The organism is Pseudomonas fluorescens group sp., assembly GCF_020093335.1.
Lineage (GTDB): Bacteria > Pseudomonadota > Gammaproteobacteria > Pseudomonadales > Pseudomonadaceae > Aquipseudomonas > Aquipseudomonas petroselini.
This window is the reverse complement of the sequence record NZ_JAIOKW010000025.1, coordinates 17,687-34,015: the sequence shown is the minus strand read 5'-3', so window position 1 is coordinate 34,015 and position 16,329 is coordinate 17,687. Positions and strand designations below refer to the sequence as shown.

11 protein-coding genes are annotated in these 16,329 nt (G+C 60.8%); 5 read left to right on the top strand and 6 right to left on the bottom strand.

Annotation, left to right across the window (positions count from 1 at the left end):
* Positions 1 to 242: 242 nt before the first annotated feature.
* The gene (dacB, locus tag K7431_RS21810; protein WP_015885335.1) at positions 243 to 1,703 is read right to left on the bottom strand and encodes a D-alanyl-D-alanine carboxypeptidase/D-alanyl-D-alanine endopeptidase; all 1,461 of its coding nucleotides are present in this window, start codon (positions 1,701 to 1,703) and stop codon (positions 243 to 245) included.
* Positions 1,704 to 1,940: 237 nt separating this feature from the next.
* Between dacB and K7431_RS21805 the strand changes: the two genes are divergently transcribed.
* Entirely contained in the window at positions 1,941 to 2,285 is a 345-nt protein-coding gene (locus K7431_RS21805; RefSeq protein WP_015885334.1) for a YggL family protein, read from the top strand.
* Between the two features lie 36 nt (positions 2,286 to 2,321).
* Here the strand turns inward: K7431_RS21805 and K7431_RS21800 are convergent, their stop codons facing one another.
* Positions 2,322 to 3,512 carry a benzoate/H(+) symporter BenE family transporter gene (locus tag K7431_RS21800; RefSeq protein WP_015885333.1) on the bottom strand — a complete coding sequence of 397 codons (1,191 nt, stop codon included), beginning with the start codon at positions 3,510 to 3,512 and terminating at the stop codon, positions 2,322 to 2,324.
* A gap of 226 nt (positions 3,513 to 3,738) precedes the next feature.
* Here K7431_RS21800 and K7431_RS21795 point away from each other — a divergent pair, with 226 nt between their 5' ends.
* Positions 3,739 to 4,503 (top strand): GntR family transcriptional regulator, encoded by a 765-nt coding sequence (locus K7431_RS21795; protein WP_015885332.1) that lies wholly within the window; start codon positions 3,739 to 3,741, stop codon positions 4,501 to 4,503.
* A 126-nt stretch (positions 4,504 to 4,629) separates the two neighbouring features.
* Here the strand turns inward: K7431_RS21795 and guaD are convergent, their stop codons facing one another.
* The 4 genes from guaD to xdhA form a co-directional block, all read right to left on the bottom strand.
* The gene (gene guaD / locus K7431_RS21790) at positions 4,630 to 5,934 is read right to left on the bottom strand and encodes a guanine deaminase (RefSeq protein WP_015885331.1); all 1,305 of its coding nucleotides are present in this window, start codon (positions 5,932 to 5,934) and stop codon (positions 4,630 to 4,632) included.
* A 7-nt stretch (positions 5,935 to 5,941) separates the two neighbouring features.
* Positions 5,942 to 6,799, bottom strand: a complete 858-nt coding sequence (gene xdhC, locus K7431_RS21785) for a xanthine dehydrogenase accessory protein XdhC (protein ID WP_015885330.1) — start codon at positions 6,797 to 6,799, stop codon at positions 5,942 to 5,944.
* Positions 6,800 to 6,921: 122 nt separating this feature from the next.
* Entirely contained in the window at positions 6,922 to 9,321 is a 2,400-nt protein-coding gene (xdhB, locus tag K7431_RS21780) for a xanthine dehydrogenase molybdopterin binding subunit (RefSeq protein WP_015885329.1), read from the bottom strand.
* The gene (gene xdhA / locus K7431_RS21775; protein ID WP_015885328.1) at positions 9,314 to 10,762 is read right to left on the bottom strand and encodes a xanthine dehydrogenase small subunit; all 1,449 of its coding nucleotides are present in this window, start codon (positions 10,760 to 10,762) and stop codon (positions 9,314 to 9,316) included. The genes xdhB and xdhA overlap by 8 nt, the downstream gene beginning before the upstream one ends.
* A 280-nt stretch (positions 10,763 to 11,042) precedes the next feature.
* Between xdhA and K7431_RS21770 the strand changes: the two genes are divergently transcribed.
* From K7431_RS21770 to zipA, 3 genes are all read left to right on the top strand, one after another.
* Positions 11,043 to 11,702 (top strand): GntR family transcriptional regulator, encoded by a 660-nt coding sequence (locus K7431_RS21770; protein ID WP_015885327.1) that lies wholly within the window; start codon positions 11,043 to 11,045, stop codon positions 11,700 to 11,702.
* A 2-nt stretch (positions 11,703 to 11,704) separates the two neighbouring features.
* Positions 11,705 to 15,193, top strand: a complete 3,489-nt coding sequence (gene smc / locus K7431_RS21765; protein ID WP_015885326.1) for a chromosome segregation protein SMC — start codon at positions 11,705 to 11,707, stop codon at positions 15,191 to 15,193.
* 259 nt (positions 15,194 to 15,452) lie between these two features.
* Entirely contained in the window at positions 15,453 to 16,316 is an 864-nt protein-coding gene (gene zipA, locus K7431_RS21760; protein WP_015885325.1) for a cell division protein ZipA, read from the top strand.
* The last annotated feature ends 13 nt before the right edge of the window (positions 16,317 to 16,329 follow it).

The following is a 16,329-nucleotide window of genomic DNA, read 5'->3' as shown; positions in this document are numbered from 1 at the left end:
TTGTGTGATGCGCGGGATTGTTGTGGTGCTCGGGATTGTGTGTGATGCACTGGATTGTGGTGGTGAGCGGGCTTGCCCCGCGCTGGGCTGCGCAGCAGCCCCACAACAGGCGCTGAGAAAAACCTGATTCACCGCAGTGTTCTTATTGGGGCCGCTTCGCGCCCCAGCGCGGGGCAAGCCCGCTCACCACAATAAGTCCGCTCACTACAATAAGCGGGCTCACCACAGTTGCTCACTCGGTTTCAGAGGACCGGAGCGGCCGCCACTGCCTTTGGCTGGCGATATAAATCCAGCAGCACCTGATCCAGCACCGACGAAGCACCCCATGGCTTCGGATCGTTGAGGATCGCCACCACGGCCCAGGTGTTGCCGTTGTTGTCACGGCTGAACCCGGCGATGGCGCGCACGGTGTTCAAGGTGCCGGTCTTGACGTGGGCTTCGCCGCGCATGGCGGTGGTTTTCAGGCGTTTGCGCATGGTGCCGTCAGTGCCGGCAATCGGCATCGAGCTGATGTACTCCGCCGCGTAAGGGCTTTTCCACGCCGCTTGCAGCATGGCGGCCATCTCGCGGGCGCTGACCCGTTCGGCACGGGACAGGCCGGAGCCGTTCTCCATCACCAGGTGCGGCGCGGTGATGCCTTTTTTCGCCAGCCACTGGCGCACTACGCGTTGCGCGGCCTTGGCATCGTCGCCGTCGGCATCGTTGCGAAACTGCGCACCCAGGCTCAGGAACAGCTGTTGGGCCATGGTGTTGTTACTGTATTTGTTGATGTCGCGGATGATTTCCGCGAGGTCCGGCGAAAACGCCCGAGCCAGCACTTTGGCATCCTTGGGCACCGGCGCCTGGATGTCACGGCCCTGGATGGTACCGCCCAGTTCCTTCCAGATCGCCCGGACGGCACCGGCCGTGTAGGTGGCGTGATCCAGCAACGACAGATAGGTCTGCGAACTGCAGCCATCGGCCAACTGGCCGCTGACCGTCACCGTCACGCTGCCATCGGCGGCGGTGACCGGGTTGTAACGTACGTCGCCGGTGCACTGCTTGGCGTTGGAGACCTTGACCTGGTTGTCGATGCGAATGCTCGCGATCGGTGGCTCGACCGACACCAGCACCCGGCCGGAATCATTGCGGGTCACAAAGCGCAGGGCCTTGAGGTTGACCAACAGCGCGTCCGGCTTGACCAGGAACGGTTTGTTCTCGTCGTTGCCATCGTCATTGAATTCGGGCAACAGCGGTTGGTTGAAGAAGCTGCGGTCCAGCACCAGGTCACCGGTGACCTGCTGCACGCCGTTGGCGCGCAGGTCGCGCATCAGCAGCCAGAGTTTTTCCATGTTCAGCTTGGGGTCGCCGCCGCCCTTGAGGTACAGGTTGCCGTGCAGCACGCCACCGCTGAGGGTGCCGTCGGTGTAGAACTCGGTTTTCCACTGGTGGTTGGGGCCGAGCATTTCCAGGGCCGCATAGGTGGTAACCAGCTTCATGGTCGAGGCCGGATTCACCGACACGTCGGCATTGAACACGGTCGGCGTGCCGGGGCCGTTCAGGGGGATCATCACCAGGGACAGCGCGGTGTTTTGCAGCTTGGCTTTCGCAAGCGCCTGCTGAACATTCGGTGGCAGGGTGTTATTGACGGGGGCAGCGGAGGTGGAAAAAGCCAGTGGAAGGAGGAAACCGGCGAGTAGTACGGAGCGCAAAGATTTAATCATAAGAAGTAAAACCCTACTGCTGAGGAGGGTGAAAAAGGCGAGGGGTATATAAGAAAATCCCTCAATGGTCATGAAAGTGTCGGCATTATGCCCCAAGGCGTAGCCACTTGTAGCTGAACGATAGCGGGTTATGGGCGTTTTTTTTACCGGTAAATGGCCGCCTGTCCCAGAGAGTCGGGCAATCGCCGCCTTAAACTGCTAAAGTGCCGCCCGTTATTACTTATGAGGATTGTTCCAATGGCGACTAACCGTTCCCAGCGTCTGCGCAAAAAACTGTGCGTTGATGAATTTCAAGAGCTGGGTTTCGAACTGAACCTGGACTTCAACGAAGGCCTGAGTGAAGAAGCTACCGATGCTTTCCTCGAAGCATTCATCAAAGAAGCCATGGAAGCCAATGGTCTGGGCTATGTCGGCGGCGATGACTTCGGTCTGGTTTGCCTGCAGAAGCGTGGCTCGGTCAACGAAGAACAGCGCGCAGCTGTTGAAAGCTGGCTCAAAGGCCGCAGCGAACTGAAAAGCGCTGAAGTCAGCCCGCTGCTGGACGTTTGGTATCCGGAAAAGCCGATCAACGCGGCTAAGTGATACTAAAAAAACGGCGACCTCAGGGTCGCCGTTTTTTTATGCCTTGCGCCCATTCAGAATCAGCAGCGTCAACACCCCCGCCACAATCCCCCAGAACGCCGAGCCGATGGAAAACAGCGTCAAGCCAGACGCCGTGACCATAAAGGTGATCAGCGCCGCTTCCCGTTCCTTCGGCTCATTCATGGCGATACTCAAGCCATTGATGATCGAGCCAAACAACGCCAACGCTGCAATCGACAGCACCAGTTCCTTGGGCAAGGCCGCGAACAAGGCCGCCAAGGTCGCGCCGAACACCCCTGCAATCCCGTAGAACACCCCGCACCACACCGCCGCGGTATAGCGCTTGTTACGGTCCTCATGGGCATGCGGCCCGGTGCAGATCGCCGCGCTGATCGCCGCGAGGTTGATGCCGTGGGAGCCGAAGGGCGCCAGCACCAGGGAGGCCAGGCCCGTGGCGGTGATCAAGGGTGAGGCGGGCACGTTATAGCCGTCGGCCCTGAGCACCGCGACGCCGGGCATGTTCTGCGACGTCATCGCCACCACAAACAACGGGATGCCGATGCTGATGGTCGCCGCCAACGAGAAGTGTGGCGTGGTCCATACCGGCGTCGCCACTTCCAGGTGAAAAGCGCTGAAGTCCAACAGCCCCATCAACCCCGACAAGGCGGTGCCGATCAGCAGCGCGGCCAGCACCGCATAACGCGGCGACAGACGCTTGATCACTAGGTAGGTGAAGAACATCCCCAGCACCAGCCCGGTGCGATGCTGCGCGGCGACGAAGATCTCGCTGCCGATCTTGAACAGAATCCCCGCCAGCAAGGCGGCTGCCAGCGATGCCGGGATGCGCTTGACCAGTTTTTCAAAGCTGCCGGTCAACCCGCAAATCGTCACCAGCACGGCGCAGGTAATGTAGGCACCAATGGCCTCGCCATAACTCACACCGCCCAGGCTGGTGATCAGCAGCGCTGCGCCCGGCGTCGACCAGGCGATGGTGATGGGCGTGCGATAGCGCAGCGAGAGGCCGATGCTGCACACCGCCATGCCGATGGAAATCGCCCAGATCCAGGAAGAAATCTGCGCCGTGGTCAAACCGGCGGCTTGTCCGGCCTGAAACATCAGGACCAGGGAGCTGGTGTAGCCGGTCATCATGGCGATGAAGCCGGCGACGACGGCCGACGCAGAAGTGTCGGCCAGCGGGCGCAAAGGCGCTTGGGTGGCGTCGGTCATGGAGCGGTGTTCCTTTTACCTGGAAGTTTGCCGGTGGCGGCACGGATTCAAGCCTAAACTCAAACCTGACAAGTCATTGCAATACAGCCGGCGCCGCAAACAGCCGTACAGTGTGTTGGCGCATCCGGTTGTGTACAATGTGCCCTGTTTTTAGGTGATACTTGCCAGCGACACGCCGTTGCCGTATTACCGTTAATTCGCCGCCGTTCTCCAAACCCGAGTGCCCATGAACGAACAGTTGCAACCTCTCAAGAAACAACCGCGAGCCGGCAAGGCCGGTCGCAGCGGAACCCAGGACGATATCGTCTACGCGCATATCTTCGAGGCGATCCTCGAACAACGCCTGGCACCCGGTACCAAGTTGAGTGAAGAGGCTCTGGGCGAAATTTTCGGCGTCAGTCGCACCATCATTCGCCGCGCCCTGTCGCGCCTGGCCCATGAAGGCGTGGTGTTGCTGCGGCCCAATCGCGGTGCGGTGGTGGCCAGCCCGAGCGTCGAGGAAGCGCGCCAAGTGTTCCTCGCGCGGCGTCTGGTGGAGCGGGCGATCACTGAATTGGCGGTGCAGCACGCAACGGCCGAACAACTGGCCGAGCTGCGTCAGATGGTCAATGACGAGCGCGACAGCTTCTCCCGTGGCGATCGCGGTGCCGGTATTCGCCTCTCCGGCGAATTCCACCTCAAGCTGGCCGAAGCGGCGAAGAACGCGCCGTTGATCAGCTTCCAGCGCAGCCTGGTGTCCCAGACCTCATTGATCATCGCCCAGTACGAAAGCGGCAACCGCTCGCACTGTTCGTACGATGAACACACCCAATTGATCGATGCGATCGAAGCACGGGATGCGGCGCTGGCGGTGAACCTGATGATGCACCACATGGACCATATCGACAGCAAGCTCAACCTCGATGAGGAAAGTGCGTCGGATGATTTGCATGCGGTGTTCTCGCATTTGTTGCAGACCAAGAAGCCGGGGCGTTCGTCCATAAAGTTGTAAATACGACCAACAATGTGGGAGGGGGCTTGCCCCCGATAGCGGTGCATCAGTCAATTAATCCAGAGACTGACACTCTGCTATCGGGGGCAAGCCCCCTCCCACATTTGTTTTGGGGTGTTTGTGGAATTAGCGCTGGTGCACCAATTGCCCGGCTGCATACGTCTGCAACACCGTCCGATCATCCCCCAGCGTCATCAACACAAACAACGTCTCGGCAATGTTCTTCGCCTGCTTCAGGCGGTAGCTCAGCAGCGGCGTGGCGTTGTAGTCCAGCACCAGAAAGTCCGCATCCGTGCCCGGTTGCAACGTACCGATCTTGTCTTCCAATCGCAGCGCCCGCGCGCCACCCAGGGTGGCCAGGTACAGCGATTTGAACGGGCTCAACCGTGCACCCTGCAACTGCATGACCTTGTACGCTTCGTTCAGGGTTTGCAGCAGCGAAAAACTGGTACCGCCGCCCACGTCAGTGCCCAGGCCCACATTCAGTTTGTGTTTCTCAGCCATCGGCAGGTTGAACAAACCGCTGCCGAGGAAGAAGTTCGAGGTTGGGCAGAACGCGATCGCCGAACCTGTTTCCGCCAGCCGTGCGCATTCGTCATCACACAGGTGCACGCCATGGGCAAACACCGAGCGCTCGCCCAGCAGTTTGTAGTGGTCGTACACATCCAGGTAGCCCGTGCGCTCCGGGAACAGTTCCTTCACCCATTCCACTTCCTGCTTGTTCTCACTGATGTGCGTCTGCATGTACAGATCCGGGTATTCGCCCAGCAGTTGCCCGGCCAGCGCCAGTTGCTCCGGCGTGCTGGTCGGCGCAAAGCGTGGCGTCACCGCATAGTACAGGCGGCCCTTGCCGTGCCAGCGCTCGATCAGTGCTTTGCTTTCCTGGTAGCCGGATTCGGCGGTGTCGGTGAGATAGTCCGGCGCGTTGCGGTCCATCATCACCTTGCCGGCGATCATGCGCAGGTCGAGCTTTTCGGCCGCTTCGAACAACGCATTCACCGATTGCGGATGCACGCTGCCGAATACCAACGCGGTGGTGGTGCCGTTGCGCAGCAGTTCCTTGATGAAAATATCCGCGACTTCTTCGGCGTGCGCCTTGTCGGCGAACTGGCTTTCGCACGGGAAGGTGTAGGTGTTGAGCCAATCCAGCAACTGCTCGCCATACGCGCCGACCATGCCGGTTTGCGGCAGGTGGATATGGGTGTCGATCAGGCCGGGGGTGATCAGCGCGTCCTGGTAATGGGTGATATCGATATCGGCGGGCAGGGTCGGCAGCAAGTCGCTGGCGTGGCCGACGGCGCTGATCTGGCCGTTTTCGATGACCAGCAGGCCGTCTTCGAAATACTCGTAGGAGGCTTCGATGCCCACTTCAGCGGGGTCGGCGAGGCTGTGCAGAAGGGCGGCACGGTAGGCTTTGCGGGTCAAAGGCATGGTCGTCTCAATTCTTGGCAAAAGAAGTCAAAGCTTGGCTTCGGCGCGAAGCCACAAGCAGTTTGGCAATGGGTTCGGCGCCGGCAGTGTGCTGGCCGAAATTCGCGTTATAAGTGGCGATGATTTCGCCGGCGATGGAGATGGCGATCTCCACCGGCAACTTGCCCTTCACCTCGGTGAGGCCCATGGGGCAGCGCATGCGTTGCAATTGCGCGGCGTCGAAGCCACGGTCGCGCAGGCGGTGTTCGAACTTGACGCGTTTGGTCTTCGAACCGATCAGGCCGAAGTAGGCAAAGTCATTGCGCTTGAGCAGGGCGGCGGTCAGTTCGAGGTCCAGCGCGTGATTGTGGGTCATGACGATGCAGTAACTGCCCACCGGCAAGTCGGCAATTTCGTCGACCGGTTCTTCGCTGACGATTTTACGCACGCCTTGCGGGATATGTTCCGGAAACTCCTGGTCACGCGAATCGATCCAGCGCACTCGGCACGGCAGGCTTGCCAGCAACGGCACCAGCGCACGCCCCACGTGGCCGGCGCCAAACACGGCAATCTGCGCTTGCACTTGGCCCATGGGTTCGAACAGCAACACGGTCACGCCACCGCAGCACTGGCCCAGGCTCGCGCCCAGGCTGAAGCGCTCCAGGTGGGTGTTCTGCTGGCCACGCACGAGCATGTCGCGGGCGATCTGCATCGCCTTGTACTCCAGGTGCCCGCCGCCGATGGTGTCGAAGGTCTGGGTGGCGCTGATCACCATCTTAGAACCGGCATTGCGCGGTGTGGAGCCGAGCTCTTCGATGATGGTCACCAGGACACAGGGTTCGCCGCTGTTTTGCAGGTCGGCGAGGACGCTGATCCAATTGTTCATGTTTACCTCAACATTTCTGTTGTCAGTTCGGCCGTCATCGGGAGCAAGCCCCCTCCCACATTTAAAGCTGCGAATACATTCCAGTGTGGGAGGGGGCTTGCCCCCGATGGCAGCGCCTCGATCTAAAGCGAAGCCATCTCGGTATCAGCCTCAACCACCTTCGCCACAGTCAATTGGCGCATTTGTTCGCAACCCCACAACACCCGCTCCGGCGTCGCCGGCGCATCAATCTTGGGCTGATGGCGATACTCACCCAAGCTCGCCACCGCATCCTTGATCGCGCACCACGATGCAATCCCGAGCATGAACGGCGGCTCGCCCACGGCCTTGGAATGGAACACCGTGTCTTCGGGGTTCTTGCGGTTTTCCACCAGCTTCACCCGCAGGTCCAGCGGCATGTCTGCCACTGCCGGGATCTTGTAGCTGGCCGGGCCGTTGGTCATCAGCTTGCCCTTGTTGTTCCACACCAACTCTTCCATGGTCAGCCAGCCCATGCCCTGGATAAAGCCGCCTTCGACCTGGCCGATGTCGATGGCCGGGTTCAGCGAGGCGCCCACGTCGTGGAGGATGTCGGTGCGCAGCATCTTGTATTCGCCGGTGAGGGTGTCGACGATCACTTCGCAGCACGCCGCGCCGAACGCGTAGTAATAGAACGGCCGACCCCGTGACTGGCTGCGGTCGTAGAAGATTTTCGGGGTCTTGTAGAACCCGGTGCTCGACAGCGAGACCTGGGCGAAATACGCCTGCTGGATCAGCGCCTCGAAGGACAGGATCTGCTCACGCACTCGCACATGACCGTTGCGGAACTCCACATCGGCTTCGCTCACGTCGTATTTGCGGGCGGCGAACTCCACCAGGCGTTGCTTGATGGTTTCGGCGGCGTTCTGCGCGGCCTTGCCGTTCAAGTCGGCACCGCTGGACGCCGCGGTCGGCGAGGTGTTGGGCACCTTGTCGGTGTTGGTGGCGGTGATCTGCACGCGGTCGATTTCGACCTGGAACACCTCGGCCACCACCTGCGCGACCTTGGTGTTCAAGCCCTGGCCCATCTCGGTGCCGCCGTGGTTCAAGTGGATGCTGCCGTCGGTGTAGATATGGATCAACGCGCCGGCCTGGTTGAGGAAGCTGGCGGTAAACGAAATACCGAATTTCACCGGGGTCAACGCCAGGCCTTTTTTCAGGATCGGGCTGTGGGCGTTGTACCGGCGGATGGCTTCGCGGCGCTCGGCGTATTGGCTGCTGGCTTCCAGCTCGGCGGTCATCTCTTCGAGCATGTTGTGCTCGACGGTCTGGTAGTAGTGAGTGACGTTGCGCTCGGTCTTGCCGTAATAGTTGGCCTTGCGCACCGCCAGCGGGTCGAGCGCCAGGTGACGGGCGATGGCGTCCATCACTTCCTCGATGGCAACCATGCCTTGCGGACCGCCGAAGCCGCGATAGGCGGTGTTGGAGGCGGTGTTGGTCTTGCAGCGATGACCGTTGACGGTGGCATCACCCAGGTAATACGAGTTGTCGGCGTGGAACATCGCGCGGTCGACAATCGAGTTGGACAAGTCCGGTGAACAGCCGCAGTTACCCGCCAGTTCCAGGTTGATTCCGTGCAGGCGGCCGCTATCGTCGAAGCCCACGTCGTATTCGATGTAGAAGGGGTGGCGCTTGCCGGTCATCAACATGTCTTCGACGCGCGGCAGGCGCATCTTGGTCGGCTGGCCGGTCAGGCGCGCCACCACCGCGCACAGGCATGCCGGGCTGGCGGCCTGGGTTTCCTTGCCGCCGAAACCGCCGCCCATGCGGCGCATGTCGACCACAATCTTGTTCATCGACACGTCCAGCACTTCGGCCACCAGCTTCTGCACTTCGGTGGGGTTCTGCGTGGAGCAGTAGACGATCATGCCGCCGTCTTCGGTGGGCATCACCGAAGAGATCTGGGTTTCCAGGTAGAAGTGTTCCTGGCCGCCGATGTGCAGCGTGCCCTGGAGACGATGTTTCGCGGTCGCCAGTGCGCCGGCCGAATCTCCGCGCTGATGGGTGTGGCTGTCCAGCACGAAATGTTTGTTGCGAAAGGCCTCGACCACGTCCAGCACCGGTTCCAGGTCTTCGTATTCGATCACTGCGGCCATCGCGGCCTTGCGTGCGGTTTCCAGGTCGCGGGCGGCCACCGCCAGCACCACCTGGCCAACAAACTGCACGGTGTCGATGGCCAGCAACGGATCGCCGGGCATCAACGGGCCAATGTCTTTCAGGCCCGGCACATCTTCATGGGTGATGACAATGCGCACGCCATCGAAGGCGTAGCAGGGCGCAGTGTCGATGCTGATGATTTTCGCGTGGGCGCGGTCGGACATGCGCGCATACAGGTGCAACTGATTGGGGAATTCCAGGCGGTCATCGATGTACTGCGCTTCACCGGACACGTGTTTGGCGGCGCTGTCATGCTTGACGCTGCGGCCGACCCCGGAGGTAAGGTCCTGGGCGAACAGCTCGGCAAGCTCGGCCTGGGTTTTAACGACGGCGTGATGGTTAGACATAAGCGGTCACCCGAGTCTCGATGTGCGGCGTTTGCAGTTCGATGAAGTATTTGCGCAGCAGGTTCTGCGCGCTGAGCAGGCGGTATTCCTTGCTGGCGCGGAAGTCCGACAGCGGGGTGAAATCCTCGGCCAGGGCGGCGCAGGCTATCTCCACGGTGGCGCTGTTCCACGTGGCGCCGATCAAGGCGGCTTCGCAGCTTTTGGCGCGTTTGGGCGTGGCGGCCATGCCGCCGAACGCAACGCGGGCCTCGCGGATCACGCCGTTGTCGATCTTCAGGTTGAACGCGGCGCAGACGGCGGAAATATCATCGTCCAGGCGCTTGGACACCTTGTAGGCACGGAACAACGCGTGGCCCTTCGGCACGATGATCTTCTCGATGAACTCGCTGTCCTGGCGGGCGGTGACGCGGTAGTCGATGAAGTAGTCTTCGAGCGCCAGGGTGCGGCGTGTCTCGCCCTTGCACAGCACAATCTGCGCGCCGAGAGCGATCAGCAGCGGCGGCGAATCACCAATCGGCGAAGCGTTGCCGATGTTGCCACCGAGGGTGCCCTGGTTGCGGATCTGCAGGGAGGCGAAGCGGTGCAGCAGTTCGCCGAAGTCCGGGTAGGCGTGGTGCAGCGCGGTGTAGCAGTCGGAGAGGGCGGCGGCGGCGCCGATTTCCAGACGGTCGTCGAAGTGTTCGATGCGCTTCATTTCTTCGATGTTGCCGACGTAGATCATCACCGGCAGCGTGCGGTGGAACTGGGTGACTTCCAGCGCCAGGTCGGTGCCACCGGCCAGCAGGCGGGCTTGCGGGTAGGCGTCGTAGAGGTCGGCCAGGTCAGCGACGGTGAGCGGCACCAGGCAGCGTTTATCGCCGCTGTTGAGTTCACCGGTTTGCGTCGGCGCGATGGCTTTAAGGCGGGCGATGGTCTCAGCTTGCCGGCTGTCGAACTGGTCCTGGGGCTTGTTGCAGCAGGCCTGCTCGGCGGCGGCGAGAATCGGGCGATAACCGGTGCAGCGGCACAGGTTGCCGGCCAAGGCTTCATGGGCTTTCTGGCTGTCGGGGGCGTCACTGTTCTTTTGCAGGGCAAACAATGACATCACAAAACCGGGGGTGCAAAAGCCACATTGCGACCCGTGGCACTCGACCATGGCCTGTTGCACGCTGTGCAGTTGGCCCTGGTGCTTGAGGTCTTCGACGCTGATCAGTTGTTTGCCGTGCAGCGATGACACAAAGGTCAGGCAGGAATTGAGGCTGCGATAACGAATCTGCTCGGTGCCTTGGTCATCCGTGTGCAGTTCGCCGACCACCACAGTGCACGCACCGCAATCGCCGCTCGCGCAGCCTTCCTTGGTACCGGATTTGCCCAGGTGCTCACGCAAATAGTTGAGCACGGTCAGGTTGGGGTCCAGGGCGTGCTCGCTACGGAGTTCCTGGTTAAGTAAAAACTGGATCACGGAAGGCCTCGCAGACTCATTATTGTTGTTAACCGCTTTGCGCCGAATCTAGTCATGTCTGACTTTTCGGTCAATGGTTTTCTGACTTAAGGGTCAAGAAAATGCAGTCACAACACTTTCAATTATGGTTCAGTCTTCTGGAACCGGTGTTTTTAAAGGCTTTTGGGTGTTCAACGTTGCTTATTTCATGCCAAATTCGCCGCCGTGGGCGTAGCGCCATCAGCGGGCCAATGCGCTACACTGCCGCGCTTGTACCGATAGAAGATTTTGAAGGGAAAACATGACGTTCAAGGCGCCGGACAGTCTCGCCGAGCAAATTGCTCACCACCTCGCCGAACGCATCATTCGCGGCGATCTCAAGCCTGGGGAGCGGATCCAGGAGCAAAAGGTCACGCTGGCACTCAATGTCAGCCGTGGTTCCGTGCGCGAAGCCTTGCTGATCCTCGAGCGCCGTCACCTGATCGCGATCCTGCCGCGCCGTGGCGCCCACGTCACCGAACTCACCGCGCACAAAGTGCAGAGCCTGTGCACCTTGATGAGCGAGTTGTACATCCTCCTGGGCAATGCGGTTGCCCAAGGCTGGCAAACCCAGGTGGACATGGCGCCCTTTGTGCAGATCCAACAGCGCCTGGTGACCAATTTCGAGCGCCAGGACATCCGCGCCTTCGTCGAAGAGTGCTTCAATGTGATGCGCGCCGCTTACCCCTTCGCCAACAACCCGTATCTGCAAGAGACAGTCGAGAACCTGCAGCCGGCGATGAACCGTGCTTATTACCTAGCCCTGGATCAACGCAAGGCGTCCATGAGCGAGTACCTGGCGCTGTTCGAGCAACTGCTCGCCGCCGTACTCGCCCGTGACCTGCCGCAGATTCGCCTCGTGCTGTCGGCTTACTGCCAGCGCAGTTCCTCGCTGGTCATCGCTGCGTTGGCGGACGCCTAAGCGTGCGGCTCAAGTGCATCAAACTGGCGGGGTTTAAATCCTTCGTCGACCCGACCACGGTCAACTTCCCCAGTAACATGGCGGCGGTGGTCGGGCCCAATGGTTGCGGCAAGTCGAACATCATCGACGCCGTACGCTGGGTGATGGGCGAGAGCTCGGCTAAAAACCTGCGTGGCGAGTCGATGACCGACGTCATCTTCAACGGCTCCACCAGCCGCAAGCCGGTGAGCCAGGCGAGCATCGAACTGGTGTTCGATAACTCCGACGGCACGTTGATCGGCGAGTACGCGGCCTACGCGGAAATTTCGATCCGCCGCAAAGTGACCCGCGACAGCCAGAACAGCTACTTCCTCAACGGCACCAAGTGTCGCCGTCGGGACATCACCGATATCTTCCTCGGCACCGGCTTGGGCCCGCGCAGCTACTCGATCATCGAGCAGGGCATGATCTCCAAGCTGATCGAAGCCAAGCCCGAAGACCTGCGTAACTTTATCGAGGAAGCGGCCGGTATCTCCAAGTACAAGGAGCGCCGCCGCGAGACCGAAAACCGTATCCGCCGCACCCACGAGAACCTCGCCCGCCTGACCGACCTGCGTGAAGAGCTGGAGCGCCAATTGGAGCGCCTGCACCGCCAGGCCCAGGCCGCCGAGAAGTACCAGGAATACAAAGGCGAAGAGCGCCAGCTCAAGGCGCAACTCTCGGCCCTGCGCTGGCAGGCGCTGAATGATCAGGTGGGGCAGCGCGAATCGATCATTGGCACCCAGGAAATCAGCTTCGAAGCCTTGGTGGCCGAGCAGCGCAATGCTGACGCCAGCATCGAGCGCCTGCGTGACGGCCACCATGACCTGTCCGAGCGCTTCAATCTGGTGCAAGGCCGTTTCTATTCGGTGGGTGGCGACATTGCTCGCGTGGAGCAGAGCATCCAGCACGGTCAGCAGCGCCTGCGCCAATTGCAGGATGACCTGAAGGAAGCCGAGCGCGCGCGCCTGGAAACCGAATCGCACCTGGGCCACGATCGCACGTTGCTGCTGACCCTCGGCGAAGAGCTGGACATGCTCACGCCCGAGCAGGAACTCACCAGCGCCGCCGCCGAAGAAGCCGCCGCCGCCCTGGAAGAAGCCGAAACCACCATGCACGGCTGGCAGGAACAGTGGGACACCTTCAACCTGAAGTCCGCCGAGCCACGCCGCCAGGCCGAGGTGCAGCAGTCACGCATCCAACAGCTGGAAACCAGCATGGAGCGCCTGGCCGAGCGCCAGCGTCGTCTGCAGGAAGAGCGCGTGTTGCTCGCCGCCGACCCGGAAGACGCGGCGATCATGGAGCTGAGCGAACAACTGGCCGAAAGCGAAATGACGCTGGAGGAACTGGAAGCCAGCGAAGAACAACAAGTGGAGCGCCTTGAGCAATTGCGTCAGCAACTGCAACAAGCGACCCAGGCTCAGCAACAGGCCCAGGGGGATTTGCAGCGGCTCAATGGCCGCCTGGCATCCCTTGAGGCGTTGCAGCAAGCCGCTTTGGACCCAGGCACCGGTACCGCCGAATGGCTGCGCGACCAGCACCTGGCCGAACGCCCGCGCCTGGCTGAAGGATTAAAAGTTGAAGCCGGTTGGGAGCTGGCGGTAGAGACCGTTTTAGGCGCCGACCTGCAAGCCGTACTGGTGGACGATTTTGGCGGTTTTGACCTGGCCGGTTTTGCCCAGGGCGATTTGCGTTTGCTCAGCCCGGCCGCTGACGGCGCGCGGGTGCCGGGCAGTTTGCTGGATAAAGTTGAGGCGGCGATTGATCTGTCGCCGTGGCTCGGCCAAGTCAAACCGGTCGAATCTCTTGAGCAGGCCCTGGCCCAACGTGGCCAACTGGCGGCCGGCGAAAGCCTGATCAGCCGCGACGGCTATTGGGTGGGTCGCCATTTCCTGCGTGTACGGCGCGCCAGTGAAGCGGAAAGCGGTGTTCTGGCCCGTGGCCAGGAAATCGTCAACCTGATCGCCGAGCGTGAAGAGCGCGAAGCCACGTTGGAGAGCCTGGAAACCGAACTGCAAACCTTGCGGGCCACCCAGCGCCAGCAAGAGACCGGTCGTGAACACCTGCGCCGCCTGTTGCAGGACGAAGCGCGCCAGCAAGGCGAATTGAAAGCCCAGCTTTCCGCGAGCAAAGCCAAGGTCGAGCAACTGACCCTGCGCCGCACCCGTCTGGACGAAGAAGTTGCCGAGATGGGCGAGCAACGCGCCCTCGAACACGAACAGATCGGCGAAGCGCGCCTGCAGTTGCAGGAAGCCCTCGACAGTATGGCGCTGGACACCGAGCAGCGCGAATTGCTGCTGGCCCAGCGCGACAGCCTGCGCGAGCGCCTTGACCGCGTGCGTCAGGAAGCGCGGCAGCACAAGGACCACGCTCACCAGTTGGCGGTACGCTTGGGGTCGCTCAAGGCCCAGCACGCGTCCACGGCCCAGGCCCTTGAGCGCCTGGAGATGCAGTCCGAGCGCCTGACCGAAAAGCGCGAGCAACTGAGCCTCAACCTGGAAGAAGGCGAGGCGCCGCTGGAAGAGTTGCGCCTCAAGCTCGAAGAGTTGCTCGACAAGCGCATGACCGTCGACGAGGAACTCAAGACCGCACAGATCGCCCTGGAAGACGCCGACCGCGAACTGCGCGACGCCGAAAAACGCCGGACCCAGGCCGAGCAGCAATCCCAGCTGATCCGCGGCCAGCTCGAACAACAGCGCATGGAATGGCAAGCCCTGACAGTGCGCCGCAAGACCCTGCAAGACCAATTGCTGGAAGACGGCTATGACCTGCACGGCGTGCTTAACACCCTGACCGCCCAGGCCAACGAGAAAGACGCCGAAGAAGAACTTGAGCGCATTGCTGCACGTATCCAACGACTCGGCGCGATCAACCTCGCCGCCATCGACGAATACCAGCAGCAATCCGAGCGTAAACGTTATCTGGACGCCCAGGACGCCGACCTGGTGGAAGCCCTGGACACCTTGGAAAACGTGATCCGCAAGATCGACAAGGAAACCCGTAACCGCTTCAAAGATACCTTTGATCAGATTAATGGCGGTTTACAGGCCTTATTCCCAAAAGTTTTCGGCGGTGGCAGCGCTTACTTGGAACTGACGGGCGAAGATCTACTCGATACAGGGGTAACGATCATGGCGCGGCCTCCGGGCAAAAAGAACAGCACCATCCATTTGTTGTCCGGCGGCGAGAAAGCCCTGACCGCATTGGCCCTGGTATTTGCCATCTTCAAGTTGAACCCGGCGCCGTTCTGCATGCTCGATGAAGTTGACGCTCCGCTGGATGACGCTAACGTTGGACGGTACGCGCGGTTGGTCAAAGAGATGTCCCAGACCGTGCAGTTCATCTATATCACCCACAACAAGATCGCCATGGAAATGGCTGATCAGTTGATGGGGGTAACGATGCATGAGCCGGGCTGTTCGCGTTTGGTGGCCGTGGATGTGGAAGAGGCGATGGCGATGGTGGAGTCTTGAACCCTGTCGCGAGAGAATTTTTTTAGCGCACCGTAAGACGGTTTACCGGTCTGGCGAAAGTGGCAAATGGACATATTTGTTCAAGGCATTTTGACAGACGGTGTAAAGTTACCTTTGGTCGTGCTAGTTTAATGTCAATTTTTCGTATGCGTGGGCAAAACGTCAGTCAGAACATAGAGTTGGCGCCACGTTTTAAAGCGGTTTGCACGGTGCTAAACCCCTTATTTTTCAGCATTTTTTATTAGAGGCACGGGATTACATGGAAATCGGTCTGCGCGAGTGGCTGATCGTCATCGGCATTATTGTCATTGCCGGTATTCTTTTTGATGGCTGGCGCCGAATGCGCGGTGGCAAGGGCAAGCTCAAATTCCGTCTGGACCGCAACCTGTCCAACTTGCCCGACGACGACGGCAGCGCCGAGCTGCTGGGGCCGCCCCGCGTGCTGGATACCCATAAAGAACCCCAACTGGACGAGCACGACTTGCCGTCGATGAGCGCGCCAGTGCGTGAAGCCCGCGAGCCGTCCTCCAAGCGTGGCAAGCGCGCCAACGCCGGCGTGGCCGAGCCGCATCAGGGTGACCTGAACCTTGACGTCGATGAAGGCCCGAGCTTCAGCAGCCGCGATGATGATTTCCCGGATGAAAACGCGGGCAAGAACGCACCGCGCCAGTCCGTGAACGATCAGCCGCCCGCCGAAGAAGTGCTGGTGATCAGCGTGATCTGCCGCGACGCCGCCGGTTTCAAAGGCCCGGCCCTGTTGCAGAACATCCTGGAAAGCGGCCTGCGGTTTGGCGAGATGGATATCTTCCACCGTCACGAAAGCATGGCGGGTAACGGCGAAGTGCTGTTCTCCATGGCCAATGCGGTCAAGCCGGGCACGTTCGACTTGGACGATATCGACCTGTTCAGCACCCCGGCCGTGAGCTTCTTCCTCGGCCTGCCAGGCCCGCGTCACCCGAAACAGGCGTTCGACGTGATGGTGGCGGCAGCCCGCAAGCTGTCCCAGGAACTGAACGGCGAGCTCAAGGATGACCAGCGCAGCGTCTTGACCGCGCAAACCATCGAACACTACCGTCAGCGCATCGTCGAGTTCGAGCGTCGCGCCCTGACACAGAAACGCTGAGGTTCGATCTTAA

What these genes read in the sequence shown, in the direction of transcription:
- K7431_RS21805 (WP_015885334.1), top strand. Translation starts at nt 1,941, where the DNA reads ATGGCGACTAACCGTTCCCAGCGTCTGCGCAAAAAACTGTGCGTTGAT.
- guaD (WP_015885331.1), bottom strand. Translation starts at nt 5,934, where the DNA reads ATGCCTTTGACCCGCAAAGCCTACCGTGCCGCCCTTCTGCACAGCCTC.
- dacB (WP_015885335.1), bottom strand. Translation starts at nt 1,703, where the DNA reads ATGATTAAATCTTTGCGCTCCGTACTACTCGCCGGTTTCCTCCTTCCA.
- xdhB (WP_015885329.1), bottom strand. Translation starts at nt 9,321, where the DNA reads ATGTCTAACCATCACGCCGTCGTTAAAACCCAGGCCGAGCTTGCCGAG.
- zipA (WP_015885325.1), top strand. Translation starts at nt 15,453, where the DNA reads ATGGAAATCGGTCTGCGCGAGTGGCTGATCGTCATCGGCATTATTGTC.
- xdhC (WP_015885330.1), bottom strand. Translation starts at nt 6,799, where the DNA reads ATGAACAATTGGATCAGCGTCCTCGCCGACCTGCAAAACAGCGGCGAA.
- K7431_RS21770 (WP_015885327.1), top strand. Translation starts at nt 11,043, where the DNA reads ATGACGTTCAAGGCGCCGGACAGTCTCGCCGAGCAAATTGCTCACCAC.
- K7431_RS21800 (WP_015885333.1), bottom strand. Translation starts at nt 3,512, where the DNA reads ATGACCGACGCCACCCAAGCGCCTTTGCGCCCGCTGGCCGACACTTCT.
- K7431_RS21795 (WP_015885332.1), top strand. Translation starts at nt 3,739, where the DNA reads ATGAACGAACAGTTGCAACCTCTCAAGAAACAACCGCGAGCCGGCAAG.